General features: G+C 42.5%; 19 protein-coding genes and 4 tRNA genes. 12 read left to right on the plus strand and 11 right to left on the minus strand.

What is annotated here, in order from left to right; all coding sequences use genetic code 11:
- Window positions 1–52 precede the first annotated feature (52 nt).
- The 4 genes from I6E61_RS01480 to I6E61_RS01495 all read left to right on the plus strand — a co-directional run bounded on the left by I6E61_RS01480 (window position 53) and on the right by I6E61_RS01495 (window position 4,541).
- Window positions 53–856, plus strand: a complete 804-nt coding sequence (locus I6E61_RS01480) for an acetyl-CoA carboxylase carboxyltransferase subunit alpha (RefSeq protein ID WP_194196103.1) — start codon at window positions 53–55, stop codon at window positions 854–856.
- Between the two features lie 164 nt (window positions 857–1,020).
- Window positions 1,021–2,610 carry a tRNA lysidine(34) synthetase TilS gene (tilS, locus tag I6E61_RS01485; protein WP_197128825.1) on the plus strand — a complete coding sequence of 530 codons (1,590 nt, stop codon included), beginning with the start codon at window positions 1,021–1,023 and terminating at the stop codon, window positions 2,608–2,610.
- A gap of 190 nt (window positions 2,611–2,800) precedes the next feature.
- Window positions 2,801–3,634, plus strand: a complete 834-nt coding sequence (proC, locus tag I6E61_RS01490) for a pyrroline-5-carboxylate reductase (protein ID WP_197128827.1) — start codon at window positions 2,801–2,803, stop codon at window positions 3,632–3,634.
- Window positions 3,635–3,971: 337 nt separating this feature from the next.
- The gene (locus I6E61_RS01495) at window positions 3,972–4,541 is read left to right on the plus strand and encodes a YggT family protein (protein ID WP_197128829.1); all 570 of its coding nucleotides are present in this window, start codon (window positions 3,972–3,974) and stop codon (window positions 4,539–4,541) included.
- 132 nt (window positions 4,542–4,673) lie between these two features.
- Here the strand turns inward: I6E61_RS01495 and I6E61_RS01500 are convergent, their stop codons facing one another.
- Window positions 4,674–5,462, minus strand: a complete 789-nt coding sequence (locus tag I6E61_RS01500) for a hydroxymethylpyrimidine/phosphomethylpyrimidine kinase (protein WP_197128831.1) — start codon at window positions 5,460–5,462, stop codon at window positions 4,674–4,676.
- A 467-nt stretch (window positions 5,463–5,929) separates the two neighbouring features.
- Here I6E61_RS01500 and I6E61_RS01505 point away from each other — a divergent pair.
- From I6E61_RS01505 to I6E61_RS01515, 3 genes are all read left to right on the plus strand, one after another.
- A tRNA-Ser gene (locus I6E61_RS01505) sits at window positions 5,930–6,019 on the plus strand.
- 176 nt (window positions 6,020–6,195) lie between these two features.
- Window positions 6,196–6,272: transfer RNA gene (locus I6E61_RS01510), tRNA-Arg, on the plus strand.
- A 210-nt stretch (window positions 6,273–6,482) separates the two neighbouring features.
- Window positions 6,483–7,154 (plus strand): RDD family protein, encoded by a 672-nt coding sequence (locus tag I6E61_RS01515; protein ID WP_197128832.1) that lies wholly within the window; start codon window positions 6,483–6,485, stop codon window positions 7,152–7,154.
- 73 nt (window positions 7,155–7,227) lie between these two features.
- Here I6E61_RS01515 and I6E61_RS01520 read toward each other — a convergent pair whose 3' ends face one another.
- The 7 genes from I6E61_RS01520 to I6E61_RS01550 all read right to left on the minus strand — a co-directional run bounded on the left by I6E61_RS01520 (window position 7,228) and on the right by I6E61_RS01550 (window position 12,257).
- Entirely contained in the window at window positions 7,228–8,211 is a 984-nt protein-coding gene (locus I6E61_RS01520) for a calcium/sodium antiporter (protein WP_197128833.1), read from the minus strand.
- 209 nt (window positions 8,212–8,420) lie between these two features.
- On the minus strand, window positions 8,421–8,801 hold the full coding sequence (gene panD / locus I6E61_RS01525) for an aspartate 1-decarboxylase (protein ID WP_197128835.1): 381 nt from the start codon (window positions 8,799–8,801) through the stop codon (window positions 8,421–8,423).
- A 173-nt stretch (window positions 8,802–8,974) separates the two neighbouring features.
- Window positions 8,975–9,556 carry an aminoacyl-tRNA hydrolase gene (gene pth, locus I6E61_RS01530; protein WP_194196097.1) on the minus strand — a complete coding sequence of 194 codons (582 nt, stop codon included), beginning with the start codon at window positions 9,554–9,556 and terminating at the stop codon, window positions 8,975–8,977.
- 191 nt (window positions 9,557–9,747) lie between these two features.
- The gene (locus I6E61_RS01535) at window positions 9,748–10,422 is read right to left on the minus strand and encodes a 50S ribosomal protein L25/general stress protein Ctc (protein WP_194196096.1); all 675 of its coding nucleotides are present in this window, start codon (window positions 10,420–10,422) and stop codon (window positions 9,748–9,750) included.
- Window positions 10,423–10,802: 380 nt separating this feature from the next.
- Complete coding sequence (locus tag I6E61_RS01540) at window positions 10,803–11,750, minus strand: ribose-phosphate pyrophosphokinase (RefSeq protein WP_110921948.1); 948 nt, start codon at window positions 11,748–11,750, stop codon at window positions 10,803–10,805.
- Window positions 11,751–11,860: 110 nt separating this feature from the next.
- Window positions 11,861–11,936, minus strand: a tRNA-Gln gene (locus tag I6E61_RS01545).
- Between the two features lie 245 nt (window positions 11,937–12,181).
- Window positions 12,182–12,257, minus strand: a tRNA-Gln gene (locus I6E61_RS01550).
- Between the two features lie 340 nt (window positions 12,258–12,597).
- Between I6E61_RS01550 and I6E61_RS01555 the strand changes: the two genes are divergently transcribed.
- Complete coding sequence (locus I6E61_RS01555; protein WP_194196095.1) at window positions 12,598–13,512, plus strand: hypothetical protein; 915 nt, start codon at window positions 12,598–12,600, stop codon at window positions 13,510–13,512.
- An 11-nt stretch (window positions 13,513–13,523) separates the two neighbouring features.
- Here I6E61_RS01555 and ispE read toward each other — a convergent pair whose 3' ends face one another.
- The 3 genes from ispE to I6E61_RS01570 all read right to left on the minus strand — a co-directional run bounded on the left by ispE (window position 13,524) and on the right by I6E61_RS01570 (window position 17,330).
- On the minus strand, window positions 13,524–14,486 hold the full coding sequence (gene ispE / locus I6E61_RS01560; protein ID WP_194196094.1) for a 4-(cytidine 5'-diphospho)-2-C-methyl-D-erythritol kinase: 963 nt from the start codon (window positions 14,484–14,486) through the stop codon (window positions 13,524–13,526).
- A 103-nt stretch (window positions 14,487–14,589) separates the two neighbouring features.
- The gene (lolB, locus tag I6E61_RS01565; RefSeq protein WP_194196093.1) at window positions 14,590–15,213 is read right to left on the minus strand and encodes a lipoprotein insertase outer membrane protein LolB; all 624 of its coding nucleotides are present in this window, start codon (window positions 15,211–15,213) and stop codon (window positions 14,590–14,592) included.
- A gap of 164 nt (window positions 15,214–15,377) precedes the next feature.
- On the minus strand, window positions 15,378–17,330 hold the full coding sequence (locus tag I6E61_RS01570) for a tetratricopeptide repeat protein (RefSeq protein ID WP_194196092.1): 1,953 nt from the start codon (window positions 17,328–17,330) through the stop codon (window positions 15,378–15,380).
- Between the two features lie 540 nt (window positions 17,331–17,870).
- On the opposite strand from I6E61_RS01570, the gene hemA reads away from it, so the two are divergent.
- The 4 genes from hemA (at window position 17,871) to I6E61_RS01590 (ending at window position 22,213) form a co-directional block, all read left to right on the plus strand.
- Window positions 17,871–19,298: a glutamyl-tRNA reductase gene (hemA, locus tag I6E61_RS01575; RefSeq protein ID WP_197128837.1), complete on the plus strand. Its 1,428-nt coding sequence runs from the start codon at window positions 17,871–17,873 to the stop codon at window positions 19,296–19,298.
- Window positions 19,299–20,005: 707 nt separating this feature from the next.
- Window positions 20,006–21,139 (plus strand): aminotransferase class V-fold PLP-dependent enzyme, encoded by a 1,134-nt coding sequence (locus I6E61_RS01580; protein WP_194196090.1) that lies wholly within the window; start codon window positions 20,006–20,008, stop codon window positions 21,137–21,139.
- A 141-nt stretch (window positions 21,140–21,280) separates the two neighbouring features.
- Window positions 21,281–21,718: a YeeE/YedE family protein gene (locus I6E61_RS01585; RefSeq protein ID WP_197128839.1), complete on the plus strand. Its 438-nt coding sequence runs from the start codon at window positions 21,281–21,283 to the stop codon at window positions 21,716–21,718.
- A 75-nt stretch (window positions 21,719–21,793) separates the two neighbouring features.
- Window positions 21,794–22,213: a DUF6691 family protein gene (locus I6E61_RS01590; protein ID WP_197128841.1), complete on the plus strand. Its 420-nt coding sequence runs from the start codon at window positions 21,794–21,796 to the stop codon at window positions 22,211–22,213.
- Window positions 22,214–22,361 lie beyond the last annotated feature (148 nt).

The raw sequence follows: 22,361 nt of genomic DNA on the forward strand, positions 1-22,361 counted from the left end.
GTAAACCGATAACGATGCCATTGTTAAATATAATTATTAAAGGGAAAGGTCTATGAGCACTGTCTGGGATAGTGTGCAGCTTGCACGACACGCCAAGCGTCCATTATTTATGGACTATGTTAATCAGCTGTTTACCGAATTTGATGAATTGCATGGCGACCGTGCTTATGCCGATGACAAAGCCATACTTGGTGGCTTGGCTCGTTTTGACGGTCAGCCTGTGATGGTAATTGGCCAACATCGCGGTCGCAGTACTCGCGAGCGTATTGCTCATAACTTTGGTATGGCCAATCCTGAAGGTTATCGTAAAGTTATTCGTCTGGTCAAAATGGCTGAGCGTTTTAATATTCCGGTGATGACCTTTGTAGATACCCAAGGTGCATATCCTGGCATCGGTGCAGAAGAGCGTGGACAAGCGCAAGCCATTGCAGAGAGTATCGCAGTCTTTTCTAGTCTAAAAGTACCTATCATTGTCACGATTATCGGCGAAGGTGGTTCAGGTGGCGCATTAGCCATCGGTGTGGGTGATAAAGTAAACATGCTGCAAAACAGTATTTACTCAGTCATCTCTCCTGAAGGGTGTGCGTCTATCTTATGGAAAACGGCTGAAAAAGCACAAGATGCTAGTGAAGCATTGAAATTAAATGCCATTAACCTATATCAAATGGGCTTAATTGATGCAGTCATTGAAGAGGGCGAAGGTGCTCACGTGCAACCGCAGCCAGTCATGACCGCATTGAAAGCACTTATTGCTGAACAGTTAGATGAGCTTAAAGATTTGGATGCGCATGATCGTTGCGAGCTACGCTATGAAAAGCTAAAAACGTTTAACTCTGAAGTGATGTTGCCTGCCTAGTCAGCTAATACTGTACTAACCTAATATTAAACGTCATGAATACGTGGCTTTTCATATTAGAGTCTGAGTCTTAGTGCTAAAATAAAAACGTGTCATTTAATGGCGCGTTTTTTTGTGGCTGTTACTATATAAAGCATCTAACGTAACTGAAAATAAGGCTGACTATGACCAGCAGTGCAATCCTTTCTTACTCTATTGAGCCAATCGATGAGTTACCCGCTGATAATAAGCTAGCCGCAGCATTATTGAACAGTTTGGCTGAGTATGGTGAACAGCTGCATGGTCGACGACTTTGGCTGGCATGTAGTGGTGGGCGCGATTCACTGGCATTAGCAGCGTTATGTGTGCAGCTCTATCGACAAGGAAAATTGCCGTTTTTACCGCAGCTCTTACATGTAAATCACGGTCTGCAAGCGGATAGTAACGCTTGGGCATCACATGTCGCTGATTGGGCAGCGGCTCAAACGATACCGTGTCATATATTACGTGCGCAAGTAAACGGTCATGATGAACAGGCAGCACGGCAAGCTCGCTATGACGTCATGCGCGCACATATCAATCAAGGTGATGTTTTGCTACTGGGCCATCATGCTGACGACCAAGCAGAAACCGTATTGATGCGATTGATTCAAGGCGCTGGCGTGAATGGTCTATCGGGCATGCAGCCGTGGCGCGTACAAAGACAAGGCGGGCAGCACAATATACTATGGCGACCTTGGCTAACTATTCAGCGTGCCCGCATTAGCGCCTATGCTCAGCGTCTACAACTGCCCTATATTGATGATCCCACCAATGACACAGGTGATAACGTGCGTAGTGGATTACGCCGTGACATCATGCCAGTATTGGCGAGATATAATCCCAACGTCATTGATAATATTGCTCGTAGCGCGCAGCTATTGAGTGAAGCGCAGGCAAGTATCAGTGCACAAGCAGATGCGGATTTACAGCAGACAGCAGTTGCTTCATTACAATTGCCATCTGTACAGCAAGTCCTGAGTATTGATGAATTGCACAATCTGCCACTGTATCGCCAACGTCAATTATTACATTATTGGTTGGGTCAAGATGAGCCATTACCGCCGGCTAAGCAGCTCGTAGATGATGTATTACTTCTAAGTCAACGTGATGACCATGATCATCAAACGGAAATTTTTTGGCAAGGTCGTCAGCAGTCTTATACTATCCGTCGTTATCGGCAGCAGCTTTATCGTCTAAGCAATGAGTGGCTGACTTGGCTGAAATTGCCACTTATTGAACAGAGACGAATACTAACTCAAAGACCTTCTCCTGATATCGCTGTTGAGCCACACGACTTCATTACTTTGCGTAGTAGTCAACGTGCTATCTGGCAGTTGCAGATTCCGACGGATGCGTTTGTGCGATTTTTACTAGACGGTGATAAAGATGAAGCAGTACACGATACAGTATCTCCTATCTTACAAATCGCCCCATTGCACCGCAATCAACGCCTGAAGACAGCGTTGGCATCGCGTCCACAATCTGGCAAGAAGCTTTATCAAACACTGGGAATACCATTATGGCTGCGTGAAAGTTTGATCGTGGTTAGTATTATTTGGCCAAATGAAAAAGATGAGCTGCCTATAGAATTACCCTTGTTACTAGTCTCTCCTTTTGATAGTTGGACATTGAGTAGTGATAACTTAAGCAATAAGTATTTGAGTATTGCAGATAAAGTTATCCAGTTGTCTAAACTGGTAAAAAGCAGTGTGAATATAAAAGAGATGCTGTAGAAATGCGACAAAACTTGTTCTAAATATGGGATGAAGGTCTTTCAATTTATTGGGTTTTTTAGAGTCTGGTTCCTATGCTGACTTGTTCAATTTGTCAAACAGCCCTAGTGGCAGTATGGTAAACTGAATGTCATTTTGCATAAGCTTATGTTAGTTTGAGTATCTTTGAATTTTTGAGCAGGAGACACATATGTCAGTATTAGATAATAAAAAAATCAGCTTTATCGGCGGCGGAAACATGGCACAAGCGCTTATTAGCGGGCTTGTGGGCTGCGGCATCAAACCAAATCTAATCACAGTCGCTGATCCTAGCAGCGATGCACGTGAGCAATTAACTGCCAAAGGTCTAAACACTGTGGATCCAATGGCTGATCCTAAATCTGCTGTAATCGATGCTGATATCGTGGTACTAGCAGTAAAACCACAGATGATGAAAGTGGTCGTTAGTGCCTTCGCAGATATATTAGACACTCAATTAGTCATTTCAGTAGCGGCAGGCTTGTCGACTGATCTTTTGTCAAATATGCTAGGTGGCTATAGCAATATCGTCCGTGCGATGCCAAACACGCCTTCTATGATTCAAATGGGTGCTACTGGCCTTTATGGTACAGCTAATATCTCAGCAGAACAAAAAGAATTGGCAACTGCTGTTATGGAAGCCTCAGGCTTAGTTATGTGGGTTGATGATGAAGCGCAGATGCATGCTGTAACAGCGGTATCAGGTTCAGCGCCAGCCTACATGTTCTACTTCCTCGAATCGATGATTGATGGCGCAGTGGCGTTAGGGTTAGACAAAGAACAAGCTTCAGCACTTGCTATGCAAACCATGATAGGTGCTGCAAAGATGGCGATGGAAAGTGATGATGCGCCTGCTGAATTACGCCGCAAGGTTACCTCACCGAATGGCACGACCCAAGCTGCGGTTGAGTCAATGCAAGCCAATGAAATTGGTCGTCAAATCAGCGAAGCCATGAAAGCCTGCTCTGATCGCAGCCAAGCGCTTAGTGAAGAGATGAGTAAATAGTTAGACAACACCCAAAAATACGATTGCTGGTGTCAAAATCGTTTTAGTCTGCAAGATGTAGTATTGATATTCGCATCACTGGCTAATTTTATTTTTGGGCATGATATTACCTATATGTCAGGTGCTTATTTTTCCAAAGTTAATAACGCATATGACTGGTAATATAGTCGGCTCCATATAATTTGGATACAAGTCAGGCGAGTGAAAGTACTACAAGTAGTAGGCTAAGCGAGTCTGACACCGTATCCAACTTATAGAGGGTTGACTATACTAAGCATCTGATAATGACATTCATCATCCTCTAACCTGTTAATAACGCCACATTGAGTAGCACTTCATGAACAACATGTTATTTCAAATCTTTGATTTGGTCACCACCTTTGCAATGATGTTGGTATTTATTCGCTTTATGCTACAGTTTGCGGGTATGGATGCGAGCAATCCAATGATAGCCCCTGCTTATAAAGCGACCCATATTGTCGATGTTTTTGGACGTATTTTTCCAACGGTTGGTCAAGGTCGTATCAGTATTGCAGCGATTGTACTGATGTTTTTGATTCGTCTGATTGATATCTCTGGAAAGGCAGCACTGACCCATAAAGGCATTGCACCCGTACCGTTATTTTTCACTGGTACTATCAGCTTGATTTTAGATTTTTTGCGTATGTGTCGCTACTTGGTTATTGGTTCAATTATCGTCAGCTGGATTGTCGTTTTTACGCAATCTCAGCATCCGATTATTGGCATCATTATGAATCTTGCGGAGCCAATCTTGGAACCATTCCGCCGTATCACGCCAAACATGGGTATGCTTGATTTATCACCGATGATAGCCTTTGTTGCTTTTATTCTGCTAGAGATGTTTATTGGCGGTTTGGCAGCGAGCTTCTTGCCGATGTTAGGCTAAGCCAAATTTATTAAGCTAAAAGCTACATTGTCGAAAATACAATACATAAAAAAGGCGCTCTATAAGACATAGAGCGCCTTTTTTTGTCACTGATAAAAGTTATCAGTATATAAAGACATCAATCAGTTGCAATCAGATGAAACGATTGGGTATCAACTGGGCTTGAGCATTATCAGGGTGCGGCGCATCAGCATCACGCAGCGTTTGGGTAATCCAGCTATCGGCTGCCTTGACTGCATCAACAAGTAAATCTTCCATTGCTAAGCGTCCAGCGATAAAGCTGGCTAGTGAGCAGCCTGAGCCGTGAAATTCGCCTTCTAGACGCGGCAAAATGCTTTGGTGTACCATTTCACCTTTTATATATAGATACTGCTCAATATCACCGCTATCAAAGTCATGTGACGTTTTTACCAATACGGCATGGGTACCTTGTGCACATAGCTTCTGCGCGCCGATATGCAAGTCTTGCTCACCGCTTAATGCACGTAGCTCATGCGTATTCGGTGTGATTAGAGTGGCGTAGGGGAGAAGCGCTTTAAATGCAGCTACCAAGGTCTGCTCATCGCCTAGGCTACCACCGCTATTGGCGACCAATACTGGATCTAATACAAAAGGTGTCTCAGCAGCGATAACCTGCTCAGCAAACAGTTGGGTCAACATCGCGATATTATCAGTCGTACCAAGCATACCTGATTTGATGACGCTAACAGGCAGATCATCGAGCACCGCTGTGGCTTGGTTCTTCACCAAGCTAGCGGCACACGCTTCAAAGCCAAATACCTGTTGCGAGTTTTGTACGGTGATGGCAGTACAGGCAATGGCGGCATGAGCACCTGCTTGGCCAACGGCTTCAATATCGGCTTGTAACCCAGCACCACCGGAGGGATCCAATCCTGAAAAGCAAAGAACCACTGGTCGCATAACACTTCCTTTGATATATTTTAAATATGAATAATAAATACTATAGCCATCCACTGCTGAAAAAGCCATAGTAGGTGAGAGATTGTATCGTTGAGTTCAAATAATTTCGATACAAGGAAACCGAGTGTAAGCTATACATTGGTATAGTTAGCGAGGATGACGATGTAGCGAATTTATATGGGTTTGACTATATATTGAAAATTAGTGCATCGATCAAATGTACTGATAAATAGTAATTAATCGCATATTGATTGGCTTAGACCTCATTCTTTCTGGTTTTTAGAGATACTTTACTCGTTAAAAAAGGCATAAGACCATATAAACAAATAAATATCATAAAAATTGCATTAAATAGTTAGACAATGCTTGCAATTCTTTTTGGTTTTGCTATAATCATCGCCCACGGGATAAGACGTATTATCAGCAATAATACTATTTTTTAGAACTTAAAAAGTCTTACGTCGTTTGGTGAAGTGGGTGAGTGGCTGAAACCAGTTCCCTGCTAAGGAACCATACGTTTGCGCGTATCGAGGGTTCGAATCCCTCCTTCACCTCCATTTATAGTGTTGTTTTTAGAGTAGCATCGCAAAAATTAGTTGTTAGTCTTTATAAGTTAAAAATTAATTATATTTTAATGAATAAAGATGTTGACACAAGCGATATTATCTATATAATGACCAACCTAATTTACTGTAATTGTTATTAACAATGCAGTGGATAACGTGCAAAATACGCGCCTGTAGCTCAGTTGGATAGAGCACTTGGCTACGAACTAAGGGGTCGGGAGTTCGAATCTCTCCAGGCGCACCATTTGCATACTAGCTTATTTTAAGCTAAAAAATTAAATCAATCGCCTGTCTTATGACAATTTGGCGGTTTTTTTATGTCTGTTACTTTTGTCTTAATACTTCCTGCCTTGATTACAGGCATGACCAGATAGCATCTGAGGATAATGTACGATACAACCGTGAATTACGGTACAATGGAGCCATTATTCACTGCTTGCTATGAGCTTGTACCATGTCAAAAAGTTTATCTAAACGCACATCTAAAGCAACCACAAAATCAAAGCCGCAACGTAATGCTCCTATGCAGCAAATACCTGATGAAGAGCCAACGATCGCTAAGCCTACCACACGTGTCGTGGCGGTACTCTACGACGGCATGTTGATTTTGGCATTGTTATTCTTAGTGGGAACGATGCTGACCGTGATTGGTACATTGCTGACCATGAATACAGGTACAGACTCCTCTCAAGCCCAGTCGTTGCCAACTTGGTATCAAAACGTCATTATGACGCCGTCTTTTGTACTGACGCTTGTGGCGTTCTACGGATTGTTTTGGCGTCGTGGTGGACAGACACTGGGTATGCAAACTTGGCGATTAAAAACCGTGAATAACTCAGGTCATTTATTGACGTGGGGGCAGTCGTTTAAGCGTATTTTGGCAGCATGTTTGATGCCATTACTATTCGGTATTATCGGCAGCTTAATTGGTGGGTCGCGTGCGATATTATTGACCAGCGCCTTATTAGGTTGGGTCTTTAATTACGCCTTTTGTTTGTTTAATCGTCGCGGTTTAGCAGTGCAAGACATGTTATCCAACACCATAACCCTAAAAATGCCAAAAGTAGCGCACGAAGGGTTATGGCGTGGTTTCAGGAATCGTAAGCAGTCGCAAAACAAACCGTAATATATAACCATAATATATATAGCTACGTATTACTCACTATGTATTGGTACGTGCGAACAATCACGTCAACACTTTATAAGTTGACGGTTTGAATCAGCCATCCAGTATAGCCCACAAAAAACAGCATTAACATGGCACCAGAGGTTCGTCCAAATGGTCGATTGGTGACAAAAGCAAATCCACAAAGTATTACTAGTAATACCGTAATCAGACCCATTGCCATCACGTCACGTGAAAAAATCACTGGGTTTACAGTGATAGGGGCAATGACGGTTGCCAAGCCTACAACGGCGAGGGTATTAAAAATATTAGAGCCAATAATATTACCTAGTGCCATGTCATGTTCACCTTTGCGAGCAGCAGACAAGCTAGAGACCAGCTCAGGTAATGAAGTGCCGACTGCAACAATCGTCAATCCAATGATCAACTCACTTAATCCCCAAAATGTTGCGACCTCAACTGCGCCCCAAACAATGGCTCTTGAACTGGCAACCAACATCAACATACCCAAAAACAAACTGCCCAAGCCTCTTATGACGCTAGGTTCTTCATGGTTGGTACTCGCATCATCGTCAGCTATGACATCGTTATCATGTTCATGGTTGCCTTCTCGGATGCTCAATACGATTTGAGTGGCCAATACCAATACTAACAATACTAATAGCACGATACCATCTGCTTGGCTGAGTGAGCCGTCACGTAACTGCCATGCTGCAACTGCCGTAATCATTAGTAAGATAGGCAAGTCGCGCTTGACGATGGCCTTACGGATGATAATGGGGCTTATTATTACGGTTGCGCCCAGTACCAAAGCAATATTGATAATATTAGAGCCATAAGCGTTGCCAAGTGCCAACTCAGGGCTGCCTTCTAATGCAGCTAGTACCGATACCACCATCTCAGGTGCTGATGTACCAATACCCAGAATAAGCACACCAATTAAAAAGCTGGGTACTCGAAATTTTTGTGCCAATGCTGTTGCGCCATCAATAAAAACATCAGCGCTCCAAACCAAAATTGCTAGACCAATCAAAATTGCAATGACTGCCAACCACATTTAGATAACTCCTTCGTTAGGGATAAAAATAGATATTGGGTTTTGAATAAGCTTACATCATATAAAAGTGGCATAAAAAAAAGCTGAATCACAATCTGGATTCAGCTTCGATATAAGTACAAGTATTTTAATGGGATTTTGACAACCACAGCAACTGTATGACGACGTATTTACTCATACTTTATGTAACAAGCTCTTAAATGATTTTCTTAAGCCACTTGTACAGGAATGATGTTTGCTGTGTCTCTTACGGTGTTGTCTTCATTACAATAAACCAGTTTTGGCTGATAAGTTTCTGCTTCAACCTCATCAAAATGAGCGTAAGCACAAATAATCACGATATCGCCCAAATCAGCCATATGAGCTGCAGCGCCGTTTAGTGAGATGATGCCTGAACCTGCTTCAGCACGAATCGCATAAGTGCGAAATCGTTTGCCATTGGTAACGTTATAGATGTCGATAGATTCATTTTCGCGCAGACCTGCAAGGTCTAATAAATCGCCATCAATACCGCAAGAGCCTTCATAATGAAGCTCTGCATGTGTGACGCGGGCACGGTGCAATTTGCATTTAAGCATATTAAGTAGCATGGATTGCTTCCTTAGCGTGATGAAAGTAATAAGTTAATGGGGGCAAATCTACCCAAAAAAAGGCAGTATCGCCCAAACCCTTAGCTGAATGAGCAGTGTTGGGTAAGTTATTGATTAACTGGGCAGAATTGGGATAAAAATACATCTGCCAGAGTAGGCGGTATCATACCGTGTTATTCGGGTAGTTTGAAACCATTTATCTGAGAACGCGCGCGTTCAATATCGCCATCTAGCAATAATGGTAATGCTTCAAAAGCTGCAGTTAAGGCGCTATCGATACCAATTTGCTCATCAGGAGAAGCTTTTGAGAGGACATGTCCACTAACTTTAGATTTATGACCAGGATGACCAATACCCACGCGTAGACGATGAAAATCGCTACCAATATGCGGTGTAATATCACGCAAGCCATTGTGACCACCGTGACCACCACCTGTTTTTAATTTAATGCTGCCAGCTGGAATATCGAGCTCGTCATGAGCAATGAGCAACTGGTCGTTATCAATACCATAAAAATTGACCATCGGCACAACCGACTCACCAGACTTATTCATAAAGGTGAGAGGCATTAGTAAGCGCACATCATGCCCATGAATTTGTCCACGCCCTGTCACTCCATGGAATTTTTTATCAGGAGAGAGAGTAATATTGAACTGTTGGGCCAAATGATGGACAAACCAAAATCCTGCATTATGACGCGTAAACATATACTGCTGACCAGGATTACCAAGACCGACAATAAGCTTTATGGCCATAAAAACACCCTGCTTGAATTTAATAAATGAGTGGTAACGTCCGAACGCATAAACGTTGAATAAATAATATCCGTATTATGCTCAAATCCTACTTACAAAAACAGCAGGAGATATTCATCACCTGCTGTTTTTTGACTAAAAGAATCGAGAATTATATAGCAGATAATAGATCGCTATATAGAAGTCGATTATTACTCGCCGTCTTTGCTGTCTTCGCTTTGCTCACTAGCAGGTACGTCAGCTGCGTCAACTTCTTCAGCATCTGCATCAACTTCTTCAACTGTTGGTGGCTGCATGTTAACGATAGTACGGTCATGGCCGTCTTCTAGCTCAAGCTCATGAATTACAACGCCTTCAGGAAGTGTAATGTCTGATAAACGGAACAAATCACCGATTTCCATACCAGATACGTCTACTTCTAAATATTCAGGAAGTAGTGATGGGATACAGATGATTTCGATATCAGATACTAGTGTAGATAGAACACCAGCAGCAGCAGTACCTGGAGCATCTTCACGACCAGTGAAATGCACAGGAACATTCATGTGGATTTTTTGACCTTTTACAATGCGCTGAAAGTCAGCATGCATTGGGAAGCCTTTGGCTGGATGACGTTGCAAGTCTTTGATAACTGCTTGATGCTCTACGCCGTCAACATTGATAGTCAAAATGTGTGAGAAGAACGCTTCAAATTCAAGCGATTTTACCAACTCGTTGATTTTGATAGAGATAGAGGTAGGCTCTTCGTTGCCACCATAAATAATAGCAGGAACTAGATTCTGCTTACGTAGGCGGCGGCTCGCACCTTTACCTTGTTGTTCAGCAGAACGATCAACTGCGTTTAGCTCAAAATGGTTAATGCTCATGGATATAATCCTATAAAAAGAATGATGAAGTGTCTGGTCATAAAAAAGTGGATTTGCGACCAATCCACTAATACGTGATGATAGCTAAGCATTGTCAGTGATAGTTACTACCAAAAACTCTAAGCTTAGCCATTTGCTTGTCATAACGATTTTTATGATAGTTATTATCATGGTCGTCGTTACTTCACAGCATGATCAGCACTTTCGATAATACCAACCTGATTGAATAAAACAAACGGGCGGCACAGGCGCGCATTATACGTGATTTTGTAGTAATAATAAAGACCTACGAAAAATGGCTATGTAAAATTATTAAGCAAAAAAAAGCGCCAAGTAATGAAACTTGACGCTATTTTTATGACGAGCAACACTGTTAAGTGTTAGCCATCAAACATTGCGCTAATAGATTCTTCGTTATTAATACGGCGTAGACTTTCAGCCAGCATTGGCGCGATGCTTACTTGGCGAATTTTGCTACATGCTTTTGCCGCATCAGACAGTGGAATCGTATCAGTCACAACCAGTTCATCTAACGCAGATTCACTGATGTTTTTCAGTGCATTACCCGATAGAACAGGGTGAGTAATGTAAGCTAAGACGCGACGTGCGCCGTTGGCTTTCAGTGCTTCAGCGGCTTTACATAGTGTGCCTGCAGTATCGACCATATCATCAACGATAACGCAATCACGGTCACGAACGTCGCCGATGATATGCATCACTTGTGATTCGTTGGCACGAGCACGGCGCTTGTCAATAATTGCCATATCGGTATCACCCAACTGCTTGGCCATGGCGCGTGCACGCACAACACCACCAACATCAGGTGAAACAACCATGATGTTGTCATAATCTTGTTTTTGTAGGTCGTTCAATAGCACAGGCGTGCCGTAGATGTTGTCTACAGGAATATCAAAGAAACCTTGAATTTGATCTGAGTGCAAATCAACCGTCATTACGCGATCGATGCTAACGATGTTTAGCATATCAGCGACGACTTTAGCAGAGATAGGTACACGAGCTGAGCGTGGACGACGATCTTGACGAGCATAACCAAAGTAAGGCATGACAGCAGTGATGCGACCAGCACTAGAGCGACGCAAGGCGTCAGCCATCATCATGATTTCCATCAAGTTGTCATTGGTCGGTGCACAAGTAGGCTGCATGATAAACACGTCTTTACCGCGCACGTGCTCTTTGATTTCCACGGCAATTTCGCCATCAGAAAAACGCGTGATGTCAGCTTTACCAAGAGGTATGTGAAGATGATCGGCTACGGTTTTTGCTAATTCTGGGTGGGCATTGCCCGTAAAAATCGCCAAATAAGGCATGACAGAAGTCCTATTGATTGACTCAAGCAGAGACCGCTAAGCAGTGTCAAACTGCTCAAATTCAGAAAAGAGTGGTGAAAAGTTTTGATGACTGCTATTACAGTAAAAAATGGCAGGGGTAGCTGGACTCGAACCAACGGATGTCAGGATCAAAACCTGATGCCTTACCAACTTGGCTATACCCCTGTAATGTCTAGGCTGTGTACGTCCGATTTCTAGCAGTAACTTTTAATAATTGTCACTTCTAAAATGGCGTTACGACCTTTCAGTTATCTACAAAACGGATAAACCGTTTAATATCTAACTTTCCCCTAGCGGCGTTCATTGCGAACTATACCGAAACTGGGATGGCGTTGTCAATGGTAATACCATAAGTGACGATTTATAATTCACTTATAATGTATACATATCAAACACTTCGAACTTAAAAATGGCAGGGGTAGCTGGACTCGAACCAACGGATGTCAGGATCAAAACCTGATGCCTTACCAACTTGGCTATACCCCTATTTAGGCGACCTATTATAAGTAATTTTTCAGATTTTGCAAGTCATTTGCGCCTTTTTATGGCTTTTATTCGTAATGAGGTGATTTTGGTAAGTAAGTGCCGAAAATTGAAGTGTTAATCAAAGTGATTATAGGGTTGTGTAAATGGATTTCAGCAGGGTGAGTCTGATGCGTAATTCTTGATATATATGTACTTTTGGCGTAATGGAAATACTTTAAGGGTGTCATATATAATGTGATTTAGGAAAAATCTCTAAACTCAAGTTCTATAATTTCCAAGATAGCTTACAATAGAAAGTAACTAAATATAGTTATGTAAATAGCCAGTGAGGAATGTTTTTTTGGATATAAAACAGTGGTTTATTCAACCAACACCGAAGCAATTTTTTTATACAAGTTTAATTTACGCAATAGTGTTTCCAGTGATAGGTATTTTGAGTGCTAACTCTATAGTTTCAGCTTTTATGCTTTTCTTTTTAGCTTTATCTGCTTTAATAACGCGAAACTACCTTAAGCCTAGTATTTCGAGCAAAGGATATAACATTGTCACTATTCTTGTACCTTTTATTATAGTTATTGGACTTATTGGATCTTGCCTTACCTCCAGTATATTTTTTACAAAAATTGTTGAAGATAAAACTAGTCTAGAACAAGTGAGTGGCACTATTCCAGATGAGCCATTTGACAGTCGAGTAGGTAAACACACTTCATCATCATTACTCATTAGAGATACAAGGCTACATTGTAAACATCATGACCGTGATAATTGTAGTAAAGTTTATGATTACTCTGGACAAACTGCGGATATTCTTTATCAGCCAGGCATCTGGATCGGTAATGTTGTATATGAAATCAGTATTGATGGCAAAAAACTATACAAATACGAAAATCAGCGCGCTGATTTTAAAACAAAACAGCGCACAGATCATCGTCAATGGTTTTTAACGTTTATGTTATTTGGCATTCCTAGTTACTGGTTTTATAAGCATGATAAGCGACTCAGAAAAGCCACACCTAAAATATCTATTGAAGAAGAGCAAGCATTAAAAAAACATCAAGAATTGGCTAGTAACGAAATGGGTTGTGCAGGTGCAGTTGGTTTTTTTATATTCTTTCCTATAGTAATTTTTGCTGGCTTGGCAGGCATAATGCATTTCGCTATTCAGAAATTTGGTTTATCGATGATATACTTTGGTATAGCTGGGATGTGTTGGTATGTGATAGGTATTTTATCGAAACCAAGCTCAGAGTTGTAAATAATAACTAGCTACAAGCTCCCAACCAAGTACCCATTACAAGGTGCTTCCGCAATCCACTTGGCTAAAAGTGCTTTGTCAGTAGTCACGCTTGCATCCAAAGGTAAAAACACTGCGCTACCAGAGCCAGTCATGCGTGCTGTACCCAGTACTTGCACCTCTAACCCTTGCAAATAATTAAAAGCCTCTTCAACAGCAGTTGCGAGGCTCGTCACCACTGGCGTAAAAACATTGTGATAGGGCGCAATAAGAGCCTGCAAATAATCATTGGACTGGTTTTTAATGGTTTCAGTCGATAGGTGCGTGATGTCTCGCTGTAGTTTTGGGTGCGCGAAAAGTTTGGCGGTATTCACATGAGCAGCAGGCGTTAAGATTAAATACTGCTGCTTTGGCAAATCAATCGCTGTCAGTTCTTCACCGATACCCATCGCAATCGCATCCTGACCAAAGATAAAGATTGGTACATCTGCGCCAATAGAGGTAGCAATGTTGATAAGGTCATGCTGATTAAAATTAAGCTGCCAAATCTCATTTAATGCCAATAAGGTAGTGGCAGCATTGGAAGAGCCGCCACCTAATCCTGCGCCCATTGGTAAATGCTTATCTACAGTGACAGCTACTTGTGCCAACTGCTTGGGCAAATGATTCGACTGCATGGCAGCAGAGAGCAATGCGTGTGCTGCTTTAAAAATGAGATTGTCTTCTATGCTGGTCGTTATCGCTTCTGCGCCAGTTAATGTCAGTAGTTGATGGCAAAGCTTCGTAGCTTCTAACGCGTTATCGCTAGTATCAATGACCACATCACTGTCTACTGAAAAATGTAAATAATCGCCCCAATCGAGCAGACGAAAGACTGTTTGCAAATTATGATAGCCATCAGCACGCTTACCAGTAATATGCAAAAATAAATTAATCTTTGCAGGTGATAAGCGGGTGATAGTAGAGGCAGACGATGCGGCTATATTTTTAATCATAATGTACAGTCATAAAGTTTTCAGCCATAAACGGCTATCTTAATAAGCAATGGTGGCTTGATGGGTAATTGCTCTCATTAGTAAGTGATTAGCGATTGATAATTTAGTGATTGATTGTCATCACGACCTTGTTACCTTGAGGCTGCACAGCGCTGATTTTACTCGGTAGTTTGTCAGTACCCTTGTAAGTGAAGCTTGCTGTCCATTCACCATTAACTGAGCTGATTAAGCGCTTTTGGGCATCCATTTCTGGTGCACTATCTGAAGGTGCTGGGTGGCCAGATATCCAATAAGGCATTTGTGAGATAGGAGCCTGCCAGCCGGTTGCTTTTTTCAATAGAGTCTCAGGATCGTTGGCTGTCAATGACCCTGTTTTTTCACTGACTAGCGTGGCGGTTTGACCATCATATTCGATATTGGTTTTACCGATACCTAGCGCGCCAATCAGCTCGATAGCAAAGCGGTCTTCTTGTTGTCCCCACGCATAAAAGGCACTGCCACCTTGAGCACCTGTGGTGTCATTAGCAGGCATCGTTACACCAATTTTGCCAGTAATATTAAAGGTTTCAAGCTTTTGTGGTTGCTCTTGTATAGTCGTAGTTGGTTGGTTGGTAGTCGCACTCGCTGTTTTTAACGACTGGCAACCAGACGTTATCACGAGCGCCGCCGCCATGGCTGTGAATAGAGTGACTTTATTAAGCTTATAAGAAGTGGCTACTGCTGACATGATGTTTCCCCAATAATGAACAAATTTACAAAGATATTAGCTTAAATGTTATTTGTTACTCAGTTATGCGTGGCTGTTAGCTTCTTATAAGTGCCTTGTAATTAAGTGCTCTGCAATCGTAGAACTGCTATGCCTACTATCAAAATGATTTGTTGACCATGCATCTAATACAGCTGTATGCGGTCATTGATATTATGCTGTCCGAATGAAAAGCGTTTCTGCAAATCTGTGAGTAGTGTCTCGACTCTGGCATTATTGCCTAGGCCTTGATACGCACGCAGCAGTAAAGCACCTGAACGTAGCGTAGGCAATACGTCATAAGGCGTTTGTAGGTAGTCGATCACTTGCTGGTAGTTTTTGTTAGCCAGCGCATTGCTTGCTAGGATATTGAGTGCTTGTAGATGTAGCTCATTATCGTAACGTGGGTCATCATAGTGAATTTTAATGATAGCTGTCGCAAGCGCAAGACCTTGCTCTGAGCTGCGTTCGTTAGCCAGTAGTAGCTGTGCATAACTGAGCTTATAAGATAGATTGCTAGGATCTAAAGCCTGTAAGTGGTTGAGTAGGGGCCGTTTTACGATATAGTCTTCTTTGTCATCGAGGAGCTGGGCGCGTGCAAACAAGAGCATTTCATTATCGGGATAATTACGCGATGCTTTAGTTAGCAGGCTCAGGGCTTCGTCAGGTTTGTTTTGCTGCCATAAGATATCGGCTTGCATCACAAACGTGTCAGGTGCAAATACTTCAAAATCTTTACGCAGCTTTTCTAAGACTGACATTGCCGCCTTAGTATTGTTATTGAGTAATTCAAATGCGACGACTTTTCTACGAGCTTCTAGCACCAAGTCTTCTTGCATGACGCCATTGAGATAGTATTTGGCTTGTTCAAATTTCTGCTGGCGCTCGGCACTGATACCAAGGTAGTAATAAGCCTGATTAAGATAAGCGGGTGTCTTTGCCAGCATATTGAGTAACTGATCGGCACTATCATATTTTTCGATATCCAAGCTTACTAATGCTGCTAGCAAGGTAATCTCGGCATCATCATTGAAATGCTTATGCGCTTCAATCAGTAACTCCCACGCTTTTTGGCTTTGCTTTAGGTCCAACAAATAGCGGATTTCATACAAGTATAAGTTCTTACTGTCTGGGTTACGCAGCCGTGCTTGGCTGACATAATTGATCACTGTCTCAGCAGTGACGATTTTGCGCAATATATCAGCCTTTAAAGTAATAAAGGGCACATAATCAGGTTGGCGTTCTAAAGCGCGATTGATATGGACAATGGCATTTTCAGGCTCATTAAACTGGTAAAGCAAGCCTGCTTTTAATACGGACAATGAGGCGTTTTGCTCACTATCTAACGGCTGTAGCGCGGCAAGTAATTCGCGCTTATCTTCATCATCGTTTGGATAGATACCGATAAGGATTTCGCTTAGGTCTGCTCGAGGATCGTAACGCAAGATACGATTCAATGTCTCGCCAGCTAGCAAATAGTCGTGTGCTCGTAGCGCCAAATGCGCCACATAAAACCAAGCAGGCACGTGATCGGGGTTTTGGTCTTGCCATGTCTTGGCAAATTGTAATGAATCCTCAACCCGCTCATTACGTAAGGACAAACTCAGTGCTCGCTCAAACACTGCCGTTGCATCTTCTTTAAAAGATTGCTGCTTGTAGATAGTAATCGCGCGTCTCTTGTCATCACGATCTGCTGCAAACTCGGCATCTAGCAGCGCATATAAACTTGGCTCTTCGAGATCAGATTGCCATAAGCTTGCTGGGGCTAAGCCATTAATATTGGCAACCTTGCCTGTGGGCTGTATGCTTGTCTGAATAGTTGTTGTAGTATGACTCGTCGCATGGTTATTCGATGCATTGTTGCTGTATGCATTGTCGTCTACGATAGCTGCTGATACGCTGGGTCCAGTAGTCTGCAATAAGACGTTAGAAGAGTTTGCGTATACAGAAGAAGATCCTAGGCACAGACAGACGGCCAACGATAATGTTAGCTTATAGTGTTGCCATAGACGTTCAATAATGTCATGCCATAAAGCATGAAGGGTAGATTGGGCGTCATGCGCAAGTTTTGATCGAAGTAATGACCCGAAAAAAATCATAGATAACCGTATTTGCCCGTTATTTATCTATATCGATAAGTAAGCTATTTTTTAATTATTTTAAACTAAATATTGGTAACGAGTACCCATAGCAAACATTATAAGAGTAGATAGCTGGTATAAACAATAGTGACCGTGTTACTCAGGTAGTGGCATTAACTATTCTATTGATAGCTATTCAGGAAAGCATGGCTCTTTGACTGTCTATGTCGATAATCCGTTATCAATATTAGTCAGAATATTATGGAAATATAACAAGTTAATACAAAGTAAGCGAATGATTTGTGAGCATTTTTTAAACATTTGCTCAAATTCAAACATTGGCTTTACCAATCGTATGAGCAGTTGATTTGTGACAGGTGTGCCCAGATACAAGCAAATAGTTATCATCGGTAGGCGAGTGTTAATTAAAGCTGGCAATAATGATATAATAAACGGTTTTCAGATTATTTCTTTTAACGCTGTCACCCAAAACTGTCTTTTACAAATAATAAGATAGAGCGGCTGGCAGATGAGCATCATTTTTATGGTCTATCAATAATGAGATTAGTGGTCATTGGGGTCAATCACAAAACTGCACCAGTCGCTCTACGAGAGCGCTTGGCGCTAGTAGGTGACGATGTGAATGTCGCGCTCAAACAGTTAGAAGCATTCACAGATGGTAGTGTGATTGTCTCTACCTGTAACCGGACCGAGATTTATGCTCTTGTACCACAAACCTTAGTACCACAAACAGCATCGCAAAATCCGATCTTACCGTCGTTAGGTTCATCATCGTCAGAATCCCAAACAGATGAACCTACTGGGCAGGAAGTGGCTAGTAATGCTTTTACCAGCAGTAGCAAGCTCTCATCTGCCGCTATCAGTGCTCATATTATCAAAATTAAAAGTTGGCTGGCTACTTTCAAGCAGCTGTCACTGTCTGAGATTGACTCGTATCTCTATGTGCATCGTGATACGCATGCTCTGACCCATTGGCTCAGGGTCGCCGCAGGGCTAGATTCTATGATATTAGGTGAGCCGCAGATACTCGGTCAAATCAAGCGCTCGGTACACCTCGCACAAGAGCAAAAAGTATTGAGTAATCAGCTCGGCTGGGTCGTCGATCAAGTATTTGCGGCTGCTAAGCGTGTGCGTAACGAGACCAAAGTAGGTGCACAAGCGGTATCGCTCAGCTTTGCAGCGGCCAAACTCGTCACGCAAATATTTGATGATTTGCCTAGCCGCACTCTATTGGTCGTGGCAGCAGGCGAGATGAATAGATTGGTCGCGACACACATTGCTGGGCTTGGGGTCGGGCGGGTTATCATTTGCAATCGTAATCCTGAACGAGCGGAAGCGTTAGCGGCTGAGCTGCGCAATCCTAATCGCCGTGTGGAAGTCAGAACATTGCAAGAGCTACCGCAAGTGTTGGCAGAGGCTGATATTGTCAGTAGCTGTAGCGGCAGTATGGATTTGTTGATTGATAAAACCATGACGTTGCAGGCGCTCAAGCGCCGCCGCTATCAGCCAATGTTGATGATTGACTTAGCAGTGCCCCGCGATATTGACTCTACCATTAGCCGCATAGATGACATCTATCTGTATTCTGTCGACGATCTGCAGCACGTGATTGCTGGTAACATCGAGCAGCGCAGACAAGCAGCGGTAGATGCGGAGCTACTGGTCAGCCAACTGGTCGTTGAGATGGATCGTAGTTTTCAAGTGCGCCAAGTCGGTAAAGACATAGAGCAGTACCGTGCACGTACTCAGGATCAAGTAGACAAACTACTGCATGACTCTATCGCTCAGCTACAGCAGAGTGATGCCAGTCCTGAAGATATCCTCACCGAGCTGTCACGCCGTCTGACCCAGAAACTCACACATGCACCATCGAAGCTGATGCGTAAAGCTGCTCGTGAAGGTGACAGCGAGCTGTTAGACTTTGTGGTAGCAGGCTTGAACGAGTCACATCGCGGCCGTCGATAGTAGCCATTCCTTTATCAAAAAATCATAGATTCGCCAGTGCACGCATTGCGCGAACATATCGTTGTCAACCTGCATTATCAGTGCTAATATCGAGCTGTCATAAGCATGTTAAGCGATGATAATCTGTCGGGATACGCTAGCCGCTATTCTATAAAAACCTTAGCGCATTTATGCTGGCTCAGTATCTATTTATGTCATTCATCATCCGAGACCACTATAATTAGTCTACCACTGCGTAGCATTTATATTGGTGCATATGTTTTGTACGGTTTTGTCTCAAGTTAATAAAATAAATGCATGCAAGACACAATCATCAACGGCAATAGCACTAGGATAAAGCGCTATATCGTCAACCCTGCGTCGTACTCTCGATTATTACTCGATATTATATCCAAATGAATATTAGCTATAGTAGTCTCTAGCAACATTGCTATTTCACTATAAAAGTATTACTGCTTTAACCTCGCTTGAAGTATTAAACATACATCTACACTCGGTTGCCTTGTACTACTTTTAAATTGAATCAACTATAGTCTCTAGCAATAGTGCTATTTCACTATAAATAGTATTTGGCTAGGGTGGCATTTAGATTTTTGCACTTAGACTTTAGTATCTGCATTCTAATATTGAGGTTTTAGTGTCTGGAGCTTGCTGTAGCTACAGCTTAAGAATTATTAAATCATCTAACAATAAACTAGGAGCGCCCTATGACTGCATTACGTCAAGATATTGATCCAAACGGCTTATTAGAATACTCAGTGGTCTATACTGACCGCGCCCTCAATCACATGTCAAAAGTCTTTCAACAAGTGATAAATGACCTATCTAGCGACCTAAAATCAGTTTATAACGCTGATGCAGTCGTGATTGTTCCGGGTGCTGGTACTTATGGTATGGAAGCGGTTGCGCGTCAGTTGGCAAACGATGAAGATTGCCTCATTATCCGTAACGGTTGGTTTAGCTATCGTTGGTCGCAAATCCTAGAAAAAGGCAAAATTGCCAAATCGACTACGGTCTTGACTGCTCATCGTGCAGAAGGCGATTCTCCAAAGCCGTTTTCACCTGTCGATATCGATGAAGCAGTGGCAAAGATTAAAGCAGAAAAACCAGCAGTGGTATTTGCTCCGCATGTCGAAACCTCATCAGGGATTATTCTATCAGCGGACTATATCAAAGCCTTGAGCGCGGCCGTGCATAGTGTTGGTGGTTTACTGGTTATTGACTGTATTGCCTCAGGTTGTGTCTGGTTGGATATGCAAGATTTGGGGATTGATGTCCTTATTAGTGCCCCGCAAAAAGGCTGGAGTAGTACGCCATGCGCTGGCCTAGTCATGCTCAGCGATGCTGCTATCAAAAAAGTAGACAGTACAGAGTCTGATAGCTTCAGCTTAGATTTGAAGCAGTGGTTAAACATCATGCGTGCCTATGAGAATGGCGGTCACGCCTATCACGCGACTATGCCAACCGACAGCTTACGCCAGTTCCGCGATACCATTCTGGAGGCTAAAAAAATCGGCTTCGATACATTGTGTGATGCACAATGGGAGCTGGGCAATCGCATCCGTCAGGTCTTTGCTGATAAAGGTATCGAGAGCGTGGCAGCTAAGGGTTTTGAAGCACCAGGTGTTGTCGTAGCTTACACCGATCGTGATGACATGCATAAAGGCAGTGCTTTTGCGGAAGCCGGTATGCAAATCGCCTCTGGTGTACCGCTTAAAGTAGGTGAACCGGATAACTTTAAGACCTTTCGTTTGGGCCTATTTGGTCTAGATAAATTGACTGACGTTGATGGCGCAGTGACGCGTTTTGAGTCAGCACTCGATAAAGTATTGGCTAAATAAGCCCAAATAATACGTTGTTTTTCAGATAAGAAAAATACTGAGCTACAGGATAATACTGGGTTCAGTATTTTTTTACCTTTTTATTATATTTTATAATATAATGTATTTATGTAAAATAAAATATAAAACTGGGTAAGCAATATGAGTATACAAATTGACTGGCAGGCCTTTACACCAATCTCTTTAGTGGGTGGCCTAATACTAGGTCTGGCAACGGTCATACTGCTACTGGGTATTGGACGTATTGCGGGTATTAGCGGCATATTCTCAAGCCTGCTAAAGCCCAAGCGTGTAGAGATGTGGCAGGTATTATTTATCATTGGTCTGGTCGTCTCGCCAGTGTTGTACAGTCTGGGAAAGCCACTACCTGATATAGAAATCAGCACTTCTTTGCCATTGTTGATTGGTGCGGGGTTATTGGTCGGTTTTGGGACGCGCTTGGGATCGGGCTGTACCAGTGGTCACGGTATCTGTGGCAATGCACGCTTGTCTCCACGCTCGATGGCAGCGACAGCGACCTTTATGTTCTTTGGTATTGTGACGGTTTATATGGGTCGGCATGTTTTAGGTTTGATTTAAACAAATCGTTGATAAGACGGCGTTGAGTACTATTTATAGTAGCTTGAATTAACATATTAGATGCGAGAAAAAAACATGCTAAAAAATATAATTGGATTGCTGGCAGGATTATTATTTGGTTTTGGGCTGTTGATATCTGGCATGACCGATCCTGTAAAAGTCCAAGGATTTTTGGATGTCTTTGGTGCATGGGATATTTCCCTCGCATTGGTCATGGGTGGTGGATTAATCGTGGCAATCGTTGGTGTGCAATTGGCCAAGCGTCAGCAGACCAGCTTGATTGGCACATTGATAGAGATGCCAAGCAAAACCGTTATTAATAAAAAACTCCTTATCGGCGCGATGCTCTTTGGTATTGGTTGGGGTTTGGTTGGTATTTGTCCAGGACCAGGAATCGTACTGCTCGGAACAGGACAATGGCAAGCATATGTATTCATCCCTGCCATGATAGTCGGTATGTTGGTCTATCAATGGCTTGAGCCGAAGCTTGGCTGATATAGTTAGCTCTCTATAAATTGGATACGGTGTCAGCCTCGCTTAGTTTACTAGCTGTAGTATTTTTACTCGGCTTCCTTGTTTCCAAATTACATTGAACCAACTACAGTATAAATAAGCTAGTACTCAAAAAATGGTCAGCCTAATT

Source organism: Psychrobacter sp. NZS113 (genome assembly GCF_015864825.1).
Lineage (GTDB): Bacteria > Pseudomonadota > Gammaproteobacteria > Pseudomonadales > Moraxellaceae > Psychrobacter.